Genomic DNA, 16,128 nt, shown 5'->3' with positions numbered 1-16,128 from the left:
GTGCACTCCGACCGCGGCGGCGCGGTGCTCGGGTGACACCATGGGTGGACCCGTTCTCTCACCGAGGAGTCCCCATGACCGCCGCTCTCGGCTCGCTCGTGCCCGTCCCCGCCTCCGAGCACCCCGAGCTGCTCCCCGCAGGCGTCCTCGACGCCGCGCGGCGCGACGGCGTGCTCGCCGATCTCGGAGTCGTCGGGATCGACCCGGCGCTCTCGGACACCGCGGCGACGAAGGCGCACTACGGCCTCGACGACGCCGATCTCGCCAACTGCGTCCTGGTCGCCGGGTCCCGGGCCGGGCAGGAGCGGATCGCCGCCTGCGTCGTGCTCGCCGACTCGCGGGTGGACGTCAACGGAGCCGTGCGGCGCCTCCTCGACGTCCGCAAGGCCTCGTTCCTGCCGATGGACCGCGCCGTCGAGGAGTCGGGGATGGAGTACGGCGGGATCACCCCCGTCGGCCTCCACGCCGAGTGGCGGGGGCTCGTCGACTCGCGCGTGCTCCTGCGCCCGCTCGTCGTGATCGGCAGTGGGGTGCGCCGCTCCAAGATCCTCCTCCCGGGCTCCGCGCTCGAGCGACTGACCGGCGCCGAGGTCGTCGAGGGGCTCGGCCTGCCGACCGCCGTCTGACGCCCCGCACCTCCGGCACCTCGGCGGCAACCCGTAGCTGCTCGAAACATGAGCGCCGTACGGTGGGCGCATGCGCGCAGAACTCACACTCGGCGCGGAGGAAGAGCTCCACCTGATCGACCTCGAGACGAAGCAGCTCTCCGCGCACGCACCCCAGGTGCTGGCGCGCCTGCCGAAGGACAACTTCTCGGCGGAGCTGCAGCGGACCACGGTCGAGACGAACACGCCGGTCGTCGACTCGCTCGACGGACTGCGCGAGCAGCTCCTCTCCCTCCGCAGGGCCGTCATCGACGCCGCCGCCCCCGACGGCATCGGCATCGCCGCCGTCGGAACGGCACCCCGATCCGAGCACACGGACTTCGAGCTCACGAGCACCGGCCGCTACGGCCGCATGCAGGAGCAGTACCGGATGCTCGTGGACGAGCAGCTGATCTGCGGCACGCAGATCCACGTCGGGGTCTCGGACCGCGAGCTCGCGGTGCAGATCGCGCAGCGGATCGGCCGCGACCTCCCCGTGCTGCTGTCGGCGAGCGCGAGCAGTCCGTACTGGAACGGCCAGGACACCGGCTACGCCAGCATCCGCACGATCATCTGGCAGCGCTGGCCGAGCGCGGGGGCGACCGGCCCGCTCGCCTCCGCCGCCGAGTACGACCGCCTCCTCGACGACCTGATCGCGACCGGCGTGATCGCCGACTCGAAGATGGCCTACTTCGACGTGCGGCCCTCCTCCCATGCTCCGACGCTCGAGCTGCGCGTCTGCGACGCCATGCCGCTCGTCGACGACGCGGTCCTGATCGCGGGTCTGTTCCGCGGACTCGTCCGCTCGGCCGAGCTCGACATCGAGGCGGGCCGGCCGTTCCGCTCGACCCCTCCGCCGATCCAGCGCGCGGCGACCTGGCAGGCCGCGCGGGGAGGGCTCGCCGGCCAGCTCCTGGACCACACCGAGCACCCGCGGCCCGTTCCCGCCGCGGAGGCGCTGCGCAGCCTGATCGCGCGCCTCCAGCCGGCGCTCGACGAGCTCGGCGACCTCGAGCAGGTGCGCGCGCTCGCCGAGGCGCTGATCGCCCGCGGCAACTCGGCCGACCGCCAGCGCGCGGTCTTCGCCGAGCACGGCACGCTCGAGTCGGTCGTCGACTCCGTCGTGGCCGAGACCCACGGGCCCTCCAGCGGTCCCACCCTCCCCGCGCCGAGCCTGCGCACCTACCGCGTCCGCGCGGGCGACGAGGCCGTGGCGACCGGCGGGCGTCCGCGCACCGCGTACCAGCCGATCCTCGAGCATTTCCGCGATCTCGGGACCGAGCGGCTCGCCCAGCTGCACGAGGCCCGCGATCAGCGCGTGCTCGAGGCGGGCATCACCTTCCGGCTCGGCGAGGAGGACCGTCCCTTCCCCGTCGATCTCGTCCCGCGCGTGCTGCAGGCGCACGAGTGGAGCGAGCTCGCCGCCGGCCTGGAGCAGCGCGCCCGCGCCCTCGAGTGCTTCCTGCAGGACGTCTACGGCGAGGGCCGCGCCGTCCGCGACGGAGTCGTCCGCCGACCCGCCGGCACCGCGGGCTTCCGCGAGGAGGCCGCCCGGCTGCCGCGCGGAGCGGTGCGCGGACCGGTCATGGGCTTCGATCTGGTCCGGAACGAGTTCGGCGGCTGGCGGGTGCTGGAGGACAACCTCCGCAACCCCAGCGGGCTGGCGTACGCGATGGGCATCCGCTCCCTGCTCGACGACGTCCTGCCCGATCTGCCCCGCCCCGCCGGGCTCGTCGATCCGGCCGGAGCCCTCGGCGACCTGCGCCGCACCCTCGCTGCCGGATCCCGGCGCGCCGACGGCCGCGAGAGCGTCCTCGCGCTGCTCTCGAGCGGACCCGGGAGCTCGGCCTGGTTCGAGCACCGCCGTCTCGCCGAGGGCGCCGGCATGCTCCTGCTGGAGCTCGGCGACCTGGACGTGGTGGACGGCCGCGTCGTCGCCTCCGGCACGCAGGTCGACGTGCTGTACCTGCGCCTGGACGACGAGCTCGCCGACCTCGCCCTGGGCGGTCGGCCGCTCGGCCGCGAGATCGTCGACGTGGCGGCCGAGGGAGGGGTGTTCCTGGCGAACGCGCCCGGCAACGGCATCGCCGACGACAAGGCGCTGTACTGCGCGGTCCCCGAGCTCATCGGCTACTACCTCGACGAGCGCCCCCTGCTCGAGTCTGTCCCGACCTACCGGCCCGAGGACGAGGCCGAGCGCCGCATCGTCCTCGAGCGCGTCGGTGAGCTGGTCACCAAGCCGGTCGACGGCTACGGCGGTCGCGGAGTGATGATCGGCCCCTCCGCTCCCGCTGCCCGCGTCGCGGAGCGCCGAGCGGCGATCGCCGCGGATCCCCGGGGATGGGTCGCGCAGGAGGTCGTGCGGCTCTCGTCGCTGCCGTCCTTCTCGGGCACCGAGCTGCAGCCCCGCCACGTCGACCTCCGCGCGTTCGTCTTCGTCACGGGCACCGGAGCCGCCGACGTCCGTCTCGCGGACCTGGCCCTGACCCGCGTCGCGGCCGAGGGCAGCATGATCGTCAACTCGTCCCGCGGCGGCGGCGCGAAGGACACCTGGATCGTGAGGGCCTGACATGTGCGGACTCGCGGGCGAGATCCGGCTCGACGGCCGCCGGGCCGAGGTGGCCGCGGTCGACCGGATGAGCGGATGCCTGACCGACCGCGGCCCGGACGGCGACGGCGTCTGGGCGCGCGGGCCGGTCGCCCTCGCGCACCGGCGGTTGTCGATCATCGACCTGTCGGTCGCCGGCTCCCAGCCGATGGTCGACGCGGCGCTCGGGCTCTCGATCGTCTTCAACGGCTGCATCTACAACCACCGGCAGCTGCGCGCCGAGCTCGAGGCGAAGGGGCACCGCTTCTTCTCCCACTCCGACACCGAGGTGATCGGCAAGGCCTACGCCCAGTGGGGCGAGGACTGCGTCGACCGGTTCCTCGGCATGTTCGCCTTCGTGATCGTCGAGCACGAGTCGGGACGCGTCGTGATGGCCCGCGACCGGCTCGGCATCAAGCCGCTCTACCTCGACGAGACGCGGGAGCGGATCCGCTTCGCCTCCACCCTTCAGGCGCTGCTCGCGGGCGGGGTCGCCGACACCTCGATCGACCGCACCGCCCTGATGCTCTACCTGAGCTTCCACTCGGTCGTACCGGCTCCGCGCACGATCCTCGCCGGAGTGACGAAGCTGCCTCCCGCGACCGTGCGCGTGATCGAGCCCGACGGCACGAGCCGCGAGCGCGTCTACTGGGAGCCGGTGTTCACCCGCGATCCCGAGCGCGCCGACTGGTCGGAGCGCGACTGGCAGGACGCGCTGATCGCCTCGTTCCGCACGGCGGTCGAGCGGCGGATGGTCGCCGACGTGCCCGTGGGCGTGCTGCTCTCGGGCGGCATCGACTCGAGCCTCGTGGTCGCCCTCCTGGCCGAGGCGGGGCAGTCCGGACTGCAGACCTTCTCCATCGGCTTCGACTCCGCGGGCGGCGAGTCCGGCGACGAGTTCGAGTACTCGACGCTCGTCGCCCAGCGCTTCGGCACCGATCACCACCGCATCCGGATCGACTCGTCGAGGCTGCTGCCCGGCATCGACGGAGCGGTCCGGGCGATGAGCGAGCCGATGGTGTCGCACGACGCGGTCGCGTTCTACCTGCTCAGCCAGGACGTGGCGCAGCACGTGAAGGTGGTGCAGTCCGGCCAGGGCGCCGACGAGGTGCTCGGCGGCTACGACTGGTACCCGCCGCTCGCCGGCGTCCCGCGCGCCGAGGCGGCCGAGGCCTACGCCTCGGTGTTCTTCGACCGCCGCTTCCCCGGGCTCCAGGCGCTGCTGCAGCCGGAGTGGCGGGGCGAGGACGCGGCGACCGCCTTCGTCGCCGAGCGGTTCGGCCGCCCCGGCGCCGACACCTCCGTCGACGCCGCGCTGCGCAGCGACACCACGGTGATGCTCGTCGACGACCCGGTGAAGCGCGTCGACAACATGACGATGGCGTCGGGACTCGAGGCGCGCGTTCCGTTCCTCGACCACGAGTTCGTCGAGCTGGTCGGGCGGATCCCTCCGGAGCTCAAGCTCGCCGACGGCGGCAAGGGCGTGCTCAAGCGCGCCGTCCGCGGCATCGTCCCGGACGAGGTGATCGACCGCCGGAAGGGCTACTTCCCGGTGCCCGCGATCCGGCAGCTCGAGGGCCCGTACCTGGAGCGCGTCCGCGCCGCGCTCACCGATCCGTCGGCCCGCGCGCGGGGGATCTTCGATCCGGCGGTCGTCGAGGCGCGGCTGGCCGCCCCGAACGAGACCCGGACCCGGCTGGGGTCGAACGAGCTCTGGCAGCTCGCCCTGCTCGAGATGTGGCTGCAGGAGCACGGCGTCGGCTGACGCGAGGACGCCCTCGACGCAGTGTTCGCGCGGCGTTCGCCCCTCGCGGAACACCCGTCGCCGCCCGTGCCGGAGGATGGAGGCCATGACCTCCACCGCGACATCCCGGCTCGTCGCCGCCGAGCAGCTCGGTCTCGACCTCGTCCACGCCTGGGGCAGCTGGGGTCCGACGATGACCCCGGACGCCGCCCGCACCGCGTTCATCAGCGATCGCGGCGGCGCCCCCGAGGTCTGGGTGCAGGACGTCGTGATCGACGGCGAGCCTCCGGAGGCGCACTGCATCCGCTTCACGGAGGACCCGGTGCTCGAGGTCTCGTGGTCGGCCGACTCGGCCTGGCTCGCCTGCCTGGTCGCCACCGACGGCGGCGTGCGCACGCAGGTCTGGGTGGTCCGCCCCGACGGCTCCGACGCCAAGCGCATCGCCGGCTCGCGCGACGCCCACGCCGAGCTCGGCCCGTGGACCAGGAGCGGCCACCACGTCGTGGTGACCGTGCCGTCCGCCGAGCCGGAGCAGCCGACCCGGTCCTTCCTCGTCGACCCGGTCACCGCCGACCGCCGCCCGCTCGTCGACGGCGACCTCATCTCGGTGCTCGACCTCTCGACGGAGGAGCGGCTCGTCGTGGTCCGCGACGGCCAGCGCGGCCACCAGCGCTGCTCCGTCGTCGACCGCCTGACCGACGAGAACCACCCGCTGCTGCCCGATTCCGGCACCGGATCCACGGACGTCGCGTTCCTGCGCCCCGCTCCGCTGAACGACAACGAGAGCCCGATCGTGGCGTACCTCGCGACCGACGTCGACCTGCCGCGGCGCCAGCTCGTCGCGATGCCGCTGGGTCCCGACGGCTGGCGCGGGCGCATCCGCCGCCTCGCCGCCCGCGACGACGCCGAGCTGGAGGGCCTGGACGCGGACGACGCCGGCCACCTGCTGATGCTCGTGTGGAACGTGGCCGGGTCCAGCGAGATCGAGCTCTTCGACACTTTGACCGGCGAGCGCGTGCCCGTCTCGGGGCTGCCCGGCCTGGTCGCGACCACTCCGGTCCTCTCGCGCGACGGCAGCTCGGTGGTCCTCGGCGTCGAGGGTCCGGAGCGTCCGCGCGAGCTGTGGCGGATGGACACCGCGACCCACGAGTGGTCGCGCATCACCCGGGTGCCGTCGCTCCCGGCCGAGCCGCTCGTCGTGCCCACCCTCGAGCGGTTCACCGGCCGCGACGGGCTCGAGCTGTCGGGCTGGCTGTACCGCGCGCGCGGCGCAGAGGGCCCCGGTCCGGCGATGCTGAGCCTCCACGGAGGGCCGGAGTCGCAGGAGCGGCCGACCTTCTCCGCCCAGCACCAGGCGGTCGCCGCCTCGGGCGTCTCGGTCTTCGCGCCGAACGTGCGCGGCTCCTCCGGCTTCGGCCGCGACTTCGTGCACGCCGACGACGTCGAGCGCCGGTACGGGGCGTTCCAGGACGTGCTCGCCGCCGCCGATCACCTCGTCGCCTCCGGGGTCGCCGACCGCTCGCGGATCGCCGTCACGGGCCGCTCCTACGGCGGCTACCTCACGCTCGCCTCGCTCGCGTTCTCGCCGGGCGTCTTCGCGGCCGGGGTCGACATCTGCGGGATGTCGCACCTCCTCACCTTCTACCGCGACACCGAGCCGTGGATCGCCTCCGCCGCGGTGACGAAGTACGGCCACCCGGAGCACGACGCCGAGCTCCTCGAGGAGCTGTCTCCGCTCGGACGGGCCTTCGCCATCGACGTGCCGCTGCTCGTGGTGCACGGCGAGCTCGACACGAACGTCCCGCTGGGCGAGGCGACGCAGATCGTGGCCGCCCTCGAGGCGCTGGACCGGCCGGTCTCGTACCTCCAGCTCGACGGCGAGGGCCACGAGTACCGCCGGGCCGACTCGAAGGAGCTGCTGCTGCTCTCCCTCGTGCGGTTCCTGCACGCATCGCTGCTGCCGGCGGACGGTGCGCTCGAGGCGGACGCAGCGCTCCGGGCCGACGAGCATTTCGAGGCGGACGACCCGCTCGAGGCCGTCGCGCGCTGAGCCCTGCCCCGAGCAGCGACCCGAGCGCTCCCGCCGAGCGCGGGACGGGCGTCAGCGCCGCTCGAACTCCTCGGCGAAGGAGCCGTGGATAGGCTTCTCCGGGTCGTCGCCGACCGCCCGCGACGGGTCGTCGATCTCGACGGCGCGTGCGAGGTCGGGAGCGGGGGAGCGCACCGCGGCTCCGGCCCCGGCGAGGTCCTCGGGCACGTCGTCGAGCAGCTCCTCGGCGATGCGGCTCGACAGGCCGCTCCGCTCGCCCGGTCCGGGGTCGCTCACCGGATCGGCGGGAGCGTCGAGGGCCTCGCCGAGTCCCTCGCCGAGTCCTTCACCGAAGCCCGCGCCGAGCCCCGCCGGCATCCCCTGCGCAGCCCCGCGCTCCGTCGTCTCGTCCTGCATGCCCTGCTCCTGCCTCGTGCGCACCGGCCGGGCCGGGCGGCACGCTCCGTCCTGGGATGAGGAGAGGATACCGCCGGCGCGATCAGTCGAGCAGGAGCCAGGAGTGGCCGCCGACCTCCACGCCGCCGACCCGCGCCGCCTCGTCGCTAAGGTTCAGCGCGAGGCGGGCGGACTCGCCGTCGGGGCCCTCCGCGACGAGGAGCACCGCGGTGTTCGTCAGATCGACGGCCCGGGTGCGCGAGTGCACGAGCCACGGGTGCCGACGCCGGAACGCGACGACCTCCTGGTGCGCCCGGTACGCCTCGCCGCCCGGTGCGCTCGCCGGGTCGGCCGGGAAGGCCGGTCGGATCGCGTCGTCGCCGCCGGCGCGCTCCTCCTTCACTCCCTCGAAGCCGCGCTCGTCTCCGGAGTAGACGCTCGGCACGCCCCCGACGAATCCGAGGACCGCGACCGCGTGGCCGTGGTGGCGCTCGTCCGTCACCGCGCTCGCGATCCGGGTCACGTCGTGGTTCCCGATGAAGGTGAGGGGGAGGAAGGCGTCGAGGAACTCGCCGTGCCGCTTCAGCGACCACGCGAGCTCGAACAGGTTGCGCTCCTCGAGGGAGTTGCGCACCGCCTTCCACAGCTCGTACTGGGTCACGGAGTCCAGGCCCGACTCCCGCACGTATCCCGCGTAGTCGCCGTGGATGACCTCGCCGACGAACCACGCCTCGGGGAACCGCTCCCGCACCGGGTCGATCGCCGCGTGCCACGCCGCGGGGGCGACCGCGTACGCGGCGTCGAGCCGCCAGCCGTCGATCCCGCGCTCGAGCCAGTGCGCGAGGACGGCGGAGACGTACGCCGAGACCTCGGGGTTCGAGTGGTCGAGCTCGACCAGCGCGTCGTGCCCCTCGAAGACGTCGACGCGCAGTCCGTCGACCTCGCGGGCGGAGTCGCTCCGCGAGAACCGTGCGTGCGCCGCGGACCCGGGGCCCGCCGCCACCGCCTCGCGCCACCACGGGTGCTCGCGCCCCACGTGGTTGAAGACGCCGTCGAACAGCACGCGGATGCCGCGCTCGCGGCAGGCGGCGAGGAGCGCGTGGAGGTCGTCCTCGTCGCCCAGTCGCGGGTCGACCCGGAAGTGGTCGACGGTGTCGTACCCGTGGGTGCTCGAGGCGAACACCGGGCCCAGCAGGAGCCCGTTGCAGCCCAGCGCGAGCAGGTCGTCGAGCCAGGGCAGGAGGGCGGGGAGCCGGTGCTGCGGGGCAGCGGGAGCCTCCGCGGCCGTGGTCTCGGCGCCCGTGAACCCGAGCGGGTAGACCTGCCACCAGATCGCCGTCGCGATCCAGCCGTCCGTCGTCTGCGCCATCCCTGCCGCCCTCCCGCCGCGCTCGGCTGCGCGACGTCGCGAGTGTACTGACGCGTCCTGGCCGCGCCCCGAGCCGTGGCCGGGGAGCGAGCCGCCCGCGAGGCCGGGACGGAGGACCGTGCGAGGCGTGCGCGTGCTCACGGACGCAGGCTCCCGATCCAGGCGAGGACGGCGACGGCGCCCTCGAGGGTGGCGGGCACCGTCACCGAGGCGATCGCGAGCGCGAGGAGCGCCGCCGCGGCGCCGATCGCGCCCTGCCGCCGCTCCCCGGCGCGCAGCAGCGCCACCACGGCCGCGGCGATCGCCCCTGCCGCGATCCCGATCGACGGAACCGTCCAGAGCGGATGCACCGAGGAGGTCAGGGCGAGCAGCCCCAGACCCAGCGCCGTGAGGCCAGGCTCGCGCGGTGGGCCGAGCCGCGTGAGGAGCCGGGCCCGCCGGGACGGAGCGACCGCGGACGGCCGGGCGACGGCGGTGGGAGAGGGGAGCAGGGACAGGACGCTGATCGACATGGCCCGATCCTCGCGAGGCGGCGGAGGGCGCGGGCCCGTCCCTCGAGCATCGGTGGAGGCGCACGAGAATCCGGCGCCTGGGGAGGCGAGGAGCCCCTCCGCGGGTCTCCGGAGGCCGAGATCGGCGTGAGTCCGGGGCTCCCGGCCCCGGAATCACGTGCATTGGCGGATCGGGCTGGTAGGTTACGGACGGTCCGACCGGTTGAGGGAGTCCGTCCCCGGCCGAGGACGATCCACAACCACCAGCTGTTCCGAACAGCGCGAACGTCCTGGGAGGACACTCCAATGGCTGACAAGTCGCTCAACCGCACCGAGCTCGTCGCGAAGATCGCCGCGGACTCCGGCCAGAGCCAGGCCGCCGTCAACGGCGTCCTCGACTCGCTCTTCTCCACCCTCGCCGACTCCGTCTCCAACGACGTGAAGGTCACCATCCCCGGCTGGATCGCCGTCGAGCGCACCTCCCGCGCCGCGCGCACCGGCCGCAACCCGCAGACCGGTGAGACCATCCAGATCGCGGCCGGCCACTCGGTCAAGGTCTCGGCCGGCACCAAGCTCAAGGCCGCCGCGAAGTAGCACGGCTCCACGACGAGGGCCCCGGCATCGCGCCGGGGCCTTCGTCGTCTCCGGAACCGGCGCGACGCGGCTCGCGATCAGCCGGGGAACGTAGGCTTGACGGGTGAATCGAACCGTCCGGATCGCGGGGCCCGCGCTGCTGCTCGTCGCGGCCGCGCTCCTCGCCCTCCTCGCGGCACTCGCCTTCGGCCGGGGAGCCGCGGCCCCCCTCCTGAACGACCCGGGTCCCGTGGTCCGCTACGGGCTCCCCGTGGCGAAGCTCGCGGTCAACCTCGGCGCCGCCGGGATGATCGGCGCCCTGGTGCTCGCGCTCTTCGCGCTGAGCCCGCGCGCGAGCGCGACGCGCGCGCCCCGGTCCACGACCTCCGAGGGGCCCGTCGAGCAGCGCACCGAGTACACGGTGGCGCTCGACGTCGCCGCCGCCAGCGCCGCCTTCCTCGCCGCCGCCGCGGCAGTCACCGGCTTCTTCACCTTCCTCAACGTCACGCAGACGCCGCTGAGCTTCGACCGCGACTTCGGCACCAAGCTCAGCTACTTCATCGGCAGCATCGAGGTCGGCCAGGCCTGGCTCGTCACCACTCTGCTCGCCGCCGTCGTCACGGTGCTCTGCTTCGCCGTGCGCAACCAGACGGCGCTCGTCTTCGTCACCGGTGTCGCGCTGCTCACCCTCCTGCCGATGGCGCAGCAGGGGCACGCGGCGGGATCCGCGGGGCACGACGCCGCGGTCACGGCGCTCGGCCTCCACCTCGTCTTCGCAGCGATCTGGCTGGGCGGTCTCGTCACGATCATCGTGCTGAGGCCCCTCCTCGACGGCGCGCGCCTGCTCCCCGTCGTCCAGCGCTACTCGAGCCTCGCGCTCGTCAGCTTCGTGGTCGTGGCGGCGTCCGGCTACCTCAGCGCCGAGCTGCGGCTCGCGACCCTCGACAACATCCTGACGGGCTACGGGATCCTCGTGCTCGTGAAGGTCGCCGCGCTGATCGCGCTCGGCCTCTTCGGCGTCGTGCAGCGCCGCGTCCTCCTCGAGCGGATGCGCAGCGCCGGCGGTGCGGGCGGCCGCAGCTTCTGGTGGCTCGTCGCGGCCGAGGTCGCCTTCATGGGCATCGCCTCGGGAGTCGCGGCGGCGCTCGCCCGCACCGCCACCCCCGTCGACCAGGTCGCCGCCACGCAGCTGACCGATCCGACTCCGGCCGAACTCCTCACCGGCGAGCCGCTCCCGCCCGCCCCGAGCGCCCTGAACTTCGCCACCCTCTGGAACGTCGACCTGATCTGGCTGCTCGTCTGCGGCTTCGGCATCGCCTTCTACGTCGCCGGCGTCCTGCGCCTGCGCCGTCGCGGCGACTCCTGGCCGATGCTGCGGACCGTGCTCTGGATCGCCGGGATGCTGCTGCTGGCCTACATCACCAACGGCGGCGTCAACGCCTACGAGAAGTACCTGTTCAGCGCGCACATGCTCTCCCACATGGTGCTCACCATGGCCGTCCCGCTCCTGCTCGTGCCCGCGGCTCCCGTGACGCTGATCGCGCGTGCGGTCGTCCGCCGCACCGACGGCTCCCGGGGCCCTCGGGAGTGGGTGCTGCTCGCGGTGCACTCGCGCTTCGGCACGATCGTGTCGCATCCGATCGTCGCCGCCCTGCTCTTCGTCGGCTCGCTCTGGGCGTTCTACTACTCGCCGCTGTTCCGCTGGGCGACCACGGACCACATCGGCCACGAGTGGATGATCGTGCACTTCCTGATCACCGGCTACCTCTTCGTGAGCGTCCTGATCGGCGTCGACCCGTCCTCGCACCAGGTGCCCTACCCGATGCGGCTGCTGCTCCTGCTGGGCACCATGGCGTTCCACGCGTTCTTCGGCCTCGCGCTGATGACCGGCGAGGGGCTGCTCCTCGCCGACTGGTACGGAGCGATGGGCTGGGGCACGAACGCCCTCGCCGATCAGCAGGCGGCCGGCGGCATCGCCTGGAGCATCGGCGAGATCCCGACGCTCGCGCTCGCGATCGTCGTCGCCGTGATGTGGAGCAGATCCGACGACCGCGAGACCAGGCGCCGCGACCGCCAGGCCGACCGCACCGGGGACGCCGAGCTGAACGACTACAACGAGCGGCTCGCGGCCCTCGGCAAGCGCCGCTGAGGCTCCTCCCCAGGGCGACGGCGCCCGGCGCCGCCTCCGTCCCCGATCACGGCCGCACCGCCGCGGGTACAGTGGTCCGGTGACCCAGCCGACCCTCTCCGACGAGCAGCAGCGGGTGTTCGACCTCATCGAGAACACCCGCGAGCACCTGTTCGTCACAGGGCGCGCCGGCACCGGCAAGTCGACGCTGCTGAACCACCTCAGCTGGCACACCGGCAAGCAGATCGTCATCTGCGCTCCCACGGGGGTCGCGGCGCTGAACGTCGGCGGGCAGACGATCCACTCGCTGTTCCGGCTGCCGATCGGCGTGATCGCCGACTCCGACCTCGATCAGACCCCCGAGCTGCGCAAGCTCCTCAACACCATCGACACCCTCGTGATCGACGAGATCTCGATGGTCAACGCCGATCTGCTCGACGGCATCGACCGCAGCCTCCGCCAGGCCCGGCAGCGCCGGTCGGAGCCGTTCGGGGGCGTCCAGGTCGTGCTCTTCGGCGACCCGTTCCAGCTCGCCCCCGTTCCGGGCGACCCGGAGGAGCGCGCCTACTTCGCCGACCGCTACCGCTCCCTCTGGTTCTTCGACGCCCTGGTCTGGCAGGAGGCGCCGCTGCGGATCGTCGAGCTCGGCCGCATCCACCGGCAGAGCGACGAGCGTTTCAAGTGGATGCTCAACGCGGTGCGCTTCGGGATGGTGACGAAGGAGATCGCCGACGTCCTCAACGAGGCGGGTGCCCGCACTCCGCCGACCGACGGCTCCATCACCCTCGCCACCCGCAACGACACCGTCAACCGGATCAACCAGACCGCGCTCGCGCGCCTCAAGGGCCCGCTCAAGACGGCGACGGCCGAGATCAGCGGCGACTTCGGCGGCCGGACCTACCCGGCCGATCAGAACCTCGAGCTCAAGATCGGCGCGCACGTGATGTTCCTCCGCAACGACGCGGAGCAGCGCTGGGTGAACGGCACGATCGGCATCGTCACGAAGGTGGCCGGCACCGTGTGGGTCGAGGTGGACGGCGAGGTGCACGAGGTCGAGCCGGCCACGTGGGAGCGCTACCGCTACTCCTATTCGGCGGCCACCAAGAAGCTCACGCGCGAGATCGTGGCCGAGTTCGCGCAGTTCCCGCTGCGCCTGGCCTGGGCGGTGACGATCCACAAGTCGCAGGGCAAGACCTACGACTCCGCGGTCGTCGATCTCGGCCAGCGCGCCTTCGCGCCCGGCCAGACGTACGTGGCGCTGAGCCGCATCACGAGCCTCGAGGGGCTCTACCTCACGCGGCCCCTGCGCCCCAGCGACATCATCGTCGACAAGGACGTGCTGCGCTTCATGTCCGAGCGGCGCGCCGAGCCGGCCGCCGTCGCGACTCCGGAGGGCGGCTCCGCCACCGCGTGACCCGCCGGCTCGTCGCCTCGACGAGCGCCGGTCAGGCCGCGACGCGCGAGCGTGCGAGGTCGCGGAACAGCTCGGTGGTGAGCCGGTACGCCTCCGCCACCTCGGCGATGACGCGGTCGCGCTCGGCGTCGTCCCAGTCGACCGCGTCGAGCTGCTCGCGGTAGACGGCGCGGAACTCGGACGGCGTCGCGATCTCGCCGTAGAGGTAGAAGCCGACGCCGTTGGTCTCGAAGCCGAACCGGCGCTGGAGCAGGGCGCGCACGATGCTGCAGCCCGACATGTCGCCGAGGTAGCGCGTGTAGTGGTGCGCGACGAAGCCGCCGCTCCAGCCGCTCGCGACGGTCGTGATGCGCTCGACGTAGGCCGCGGTCGAGGGGAGGGGGCGGATGCGCTCGCGCCAGTCCTCGCCGATCAGGAAGCGGAGGTCCTCGGCGATCGCGGGGAGGCGGGTGAGCTTGGCCGAGATGAACGGCGCTGCGACGGGGTCCGCGCTCATCCGATCCGCGACGGCCTCGAGCGCCTCGTAGACGAAGTAGTGCTGCGAGACCAGCGCGATGTAGTCCTCGCGGCTGCCGGCGCCCGTCATCAGGGCGGTCATGAAGGCGGCGCCCTCGTCGTCGACTGCTCCGGACTGCCCGATGCGCTCGCGGAGCACCTGCGAGAACGGGATGACGTTCGACACGACGGCCTCCGATCGGCTTCTTAGGTTGGCCTTACCTTAGCCGAGAGGGCGCACGGAGACCAGAGCCCGCGCCCGTCAGTGCAGGCACCCAGCAGTGCCCGCGCCCGTCAGTGCCCGTGCCCGTCCTCCACCACGCCGTGCATGCCGCCCATGCCGCCGGAGTCGCCGGCCGTCGTGGCCATCGAGGGCGTCGCGAGCGCCGAGACCACCAGAGCGCCGGCCAGCAGTCCGATCACGGTGCGCCCCGCGGGGACCTGCCGCTCGGGGGTCGCGGTGCGGCGGAGGGACAGCGCGACGATCGCCGCGGCGGCGAGCTGGAGGACCCCGCCGGCGAGCGCGGGGAGGGGATCGCGCAGCAGCCCGGCCGTGACCGCGAGGATCGACCCGGCCACCGTCGCCGACACGACGACGAGTGCGACGCGAGGAACGACGATCCGTCCCCGGGCGAGGACGGCGAGAGCCCACACGAGCTCTCCCGCCCCGAGCGCGACGAGCGGCACCAGCGCGGCGTCGCCGCGCACCGAGGCGAGGGAGAGGTGGACGAGGCCGGCGCCGAGGGCGCCGAAGGCGGCCCAGCCGCGGACGATCGGGTTCACAGCAGCCTCCGGGACGAGAGGGGGCCCCGGATCGACACACCGCATCGTGTCGTCCGGGGCCGTGGAGTCCGTCCGCCGCGGAAAACGGCGGGCCCGCGGCGGACGGAGCTTGAGGGGGCGGCGGATGCCGCCCGGGTCAGACGGTCGCTGCTCGCGACCGCGTCGTCTTCTCGGTGCCGAGACCGACTCCGAGCAGCACGATCGCGCTGCCGAGGTGGAGGAAGTGGTCGGCGGTGTTGAGGGCGAGGACGTTCACGGCCGTGTTCTCGACGAAGAAGCCGACGATGCCGAGCAGCAGGTACGCGGCTCCGACGACGGTGTTGACGGACTTCGCCGCGGGGACGCTCGAGAGACCGCCGATCAGCAGCGCACCGCCGATGAGCAGGTGCGCGATGTTGTGCAGCGGGTTCACCTCGAAGATCCCGAGGAGGAGACCGCCCTCGGTCGCGAGGAACTCGACACCGCCGGTCACGACGAAGCCGAGCAGTCCGACGAGCACGTACACCGCTCCGAAGAGGGTGGCGAGCAGACGGTTGGGGGATCTGCGCATGATGACTGGACCTCCTTCGCGTGACGGCCCTGTGCCGACACCCTCTCTTCGTAGCCCGCCCCCGGATGGTTTGGAAACGGGGTGGACTCCTCGCATCACGGTCCGGACACGAACGCGCGGGGCGCGTGCAGTCGTCTCCAGGGCGTCGGATCGCGCCCGTACAGTGGGGTCCGTTCCAGAGGATGTCCGGGGGGAGCCGAGGGTCATGGTCGTGCGTCGCAAGCGGAGACGGGTCGCGGCTGCCGTCGTGCCCGCACTGGTCCTGGCGCTCGCCGGGTGCACCGGAGGGACCCCCTCCGTCGTCGAGGACGCGCAGCCCGGCCCCGTGCCGGACGCGCTCGCGGTCGCCCTCTCGGGGTTCCTCGAGGAGGCTCGCGGCGCCGCGGGGGCCACGGGTGCGGTCGCAGGCGTCTGGTCGCCCTGGACGGGCGGCTGGGAGGGCGCGATCGGAGTCGCCGGCGACGACGATCCCACTCCTCTCACCACCGAGGCCCACGTCCGCCTCGGCACGGGCGGCACCGAGGCGATGACCTGCGACGTCGTCGTGGCGCTCGCCGAGGAGGGACGGGTCGAACTCGACGCCGACATCACGGAGTCGCTGACCTCCCTCCCGGGCCTGGAGGGGCTGACCCTCCGCCAGCTCTGCTCCCACACCTCCGGGCTCGCCGACTTCCGCGCGTCGCTCTGGCCCACGATCGTGCAGAACCCCCAGCGGGAGTGGCCGACCATGGAGCTGATCTCGGCGGCGCAGGTGCGCTCGCCGTCCGCCGCCCCCGGAGCCGCCTGGTCCGACTCCTCCACCGGTCCGCTCCTCGCCGGTCTCGTCGTGTCCGAGCGGACGGGCCGCAGCGTCGCCTCCCTCTACGAGGAGTACCTCGTGCCCCGCTACGGCCTGCGCAGCACGACCCTCCCCTCCGCCGGCGAC

At 73.2% G+C, this 16,128-nt stretch carries 14 protein-coding genes; 8 read left to right on the top strand and 6 right to left on the bottom strand.

Annotated features, from left to right (window positions below):
* The first annotated feature begins 74 nt into the window (after positions 1-74).
* The 4 genes from NB037_RS08190 to NB037_RS08175 all read left to right on the top strand — a co-directional run bounded on the left by NB037_RS08190 (position 75) and on the right by NB037_RS08175 (position 7,025).
* Complete coding sequence (locus NB037_RS08190) at positions 75-626, top strand: YbaK/EbsC family protein (RefSeq protein ID WP_251944975.1); 552 nt, start codon at positions 75-77, stop codon at positions 624-626.
* 70 nt (positions 627-696) lie between these two features.
* Positions 697-3,213, top strand: coding sequence for a carboxylate--amine ligase/circularly permuted type 2 ATP-grasp protein (locus NB037_RS08185; RefSeq protein ID WP_251944973.1), 2,517 nt, complete (start codon positions 697-699; stop codon positions 3,211-3,213).
* 1 nt (position 3,214) lies between these two features.
* Positions 3,215-4,996: an N-acetylglutaminylglutamine amidotransferase gene (locus tag NB037_RS08180; protein WP_251944970.1), complete on the top strand. Its 1,782-nt coding sequence runs from the start codon at positions 3,215-3,217 to the stop codon at positions 4,994-4,996.
* A gap of 85 nt (positions 4,997-5,081) precedes the next feature.
* On the top strand, positions 5,082-7,025 hold the full coding sequence (locus NB037_RS08175) for a S9 family peptidase (protein WP_251944968.1): 1,944 nt from the start codon (positions 5,082-5,084) through the stop codon (positions 7,023-7,025).
* Positions 7,026-7,076: 51 nt separating this feature from the next.
* Here NB037_RS08175 and NB037_RS08170 read toward each other — a convergent pair whose 3' ends face one another.
* The 3 genes from NB037_RS08170 to NB037_RS08160 form a co-directional block, all read right to left on the bottom strand.
* A complete protein-coding gene (locus NB037_RS08170; protein ID WP_251944966.1) occupies positions 7,077-7,421 on the bottom strand; it encodes a hypothetical protein in 345 nt (114 codons plus the stop codon).
* Between the two features lie 82 nt (positions 7,422-7,503).
* Positions 7,504-8,769, bottom strand: a complete 1,266-nt coding sequence (locus NB037_RS08165) for an alpha-amylase family glycosyl hydrolase (protein WP_251944963.1) — start codon at positions 8,767-8,769, stop codon at positions 7,504-7,506.
* A gap of 137 nt (positions 8,770-8,906) precedes the next feature.
* The gene (locus NB037_RS08160) at positions 8,907-9,281 is read right to left on the bottom strand and encodes a hypothetical protein (protein WP_251944961.1); all 375 of its coding nucleotides are present in this window, start codon (positions 9,279-9,281) and stop codon (positions 8,907-8,909) included.
* Between the two features lie 285 nt (positions 9,282-9,566).
* Between NB037_RS08160 and NB037_RS08155 the strand changes: the two genes are divergently transcribed.
* The 3 genes from NB037_RS08155 (at position 9,567) to NB037_RS08145 (ending at position 13,375) form a co-directional block, all read left to right on the top strand.
* Positions 9,567-9,854, top strand: coding sequence for an HU family DNA-binding protein (locus NB037_RS08155; RefSeq protein ID WP_055786347.1), 288 nt, complete (start codon positions 9,567-9,569; stop codon positions 9,852-9,854).
* Between the two features lie 103 nt (positions 9,855-9,957).
* Positions 9,958-11,982, top strand: a complete 2,025-nt coding sequence (locus tag NB037_RS08150) for a bifunctional copper resistance protein CopD/cytochrome c oxidase assembly protein (protein ID WP_251944958.1) — start codon at positions 9,958-9,960, stop codon at positions 11,980-11,982.
* A gap of 79 nt (positions 11,983-12,061) precedes the next feature.
* Complete coding sequence (locus tag NB037_RS08145) at positions 12,062-13,375, top strand: ATP-dependent DNA helicase (RefSeq protein WP_251944956.1); 1,314 nt, start codon at positions 12,062-12,064, stop codon at positions 13,373-13,375.
* A gap of 31 nt (positions 13,376-13,406) precedes the next feature.
* Here the strand turns inward: NB037_RS08145 and NB037_RS08140 are convergent, their stop codons facing one another.
* From NB037_RS08140 to NB037_RS08130, 3 genes are all read right to left on the bottom strand, one after another.
* Positions 13,407-14,057: a biliverdin-producing heme oxygenase gene (locus tag NB037_RS08140; protein WP_251944953.1), complete on the bottom strand. Its 651-nt coding sequence runs from the start codon at positions 14,055-14,057 to the stop codon at positions 13,407-13,409.
* Between the two features lie 107 nt (positions 14,058-14,164).
* A complete protein-coding gene (locus NB037_RS08135) occupies positions 14,165-14,653 on the bottom strand; it encodes a hypothetical protein (protein ID WP_251944951.1) in 489 nt (162 codons plus the stop codon).
* Positions 14,654-14,789: 136 nt separating this feature from the next.
* Positions 14,790-15,203, bottom strand: a complete 414-nt coding sequence (locus NB037_RS08130; protein WP_251944949.1) for a DUF4383 domain-containing protein — start codon at positions 15,201-15,203, stop codon at positions 14,790-14,792.
* 247 nt (positions 15,204-15,450) lie between these two features.
* Here NB037_RS08130 and NB037_RS08125 point away from each other — a divergent pair.
* Positions 15,451-16,128: serine hydrolase domain-containing protein (locus NB037_RS08125; protein WP_251944948.1), on the top strand; the 678-nt coding region annotated here is incomplete at its 3' end.

The sequence above is a fragment of the Rathayibacter rubneri genome (genome assembly GCF_023743255.1).
GTDB classification, from domain to species: domain Bacteria; phylum Actinomycetota; class Actinomycetes; order Actinomycetales; family Microbacteriaceae; genus Rathayibacter; species Rathayibacter rubneri.
The sequence above is the reverse complement of the archived record's forward strand: the minus strand, read 5'-3'. Positions and strand labels throughout refer to the sequence as shown.

What these genes read in the sequence shown, in the direction of transcription:
- NB037_RS08190 (WP_251944975.1), top strand. Translation starts at nt 75, where the DNA reads ATGACCGCCGCTCTCGGCTCGCTCGTGCCCGTCCCCGCCTCCGAGCAC.
- NB037_RS08185 (WP_251944973.1), top strand. Translation starts at nt 697, where the DNA reads ATGCGCGCAGAACTCACACTCGGCGCGGAGGAAGAGCTCCACCTGATC.
- NB037_RS08180 (WP_251944970.1), top strand. Translation starts at nt 3,215, where the DNA reads ATGTGCGGACTCGCGGGCGAGATCCGGCTCGACGGCCGCCGGGCCGAG.
- NB037_RS08175 (WP_251944968.1), top strand. Translation starts at nt 5,082, where the DNA reads ATGACCTCCACCGCGACATCCCGGCTCGTCGCCGCCGAGCAGCTCGGT.
- NB037_RS08170 (WP_251944966.1), bottom strand. Translation starts at nt 7,421, where the DNA reads ATGCAGGACGAGACGACGGAGCGCGGGGCTGCGCAGGGGATGCCGGCG.
- NB037_RS08165 (WP_251944963.1), bottom strand. Translation starts at nt 8,769, where the DNA reads ATGGCGCAGACGACGGACGGCTGGATCGCGACGGCGATCTGGTGGCAG.
- NB037_RS08160 (WP_251944961.1), bottom strand. Translation starts at nt 9,281, where the DNA reads ATGTCGATCAGCGTCCTGTCCCTGCTCCCCTCTCCCACCGCCGTCGCC.
- NB037_RS08155 (WP_055786347.1), top strand. Translation starts at nt 9,567, where the DNA reads ATGGCTGACAAGTCGCTCAACCGCACCGAGCTCGTCGCGAAGATCGCC.
- NB037_RS08130 (WP_251944949.1), bottom strand. Translation starts at nt 15,203, where the DNA reads ATGCGCAGATCCCCCAACCGTCTGCTCGCCACCCTCTTCGGAGCGGTG.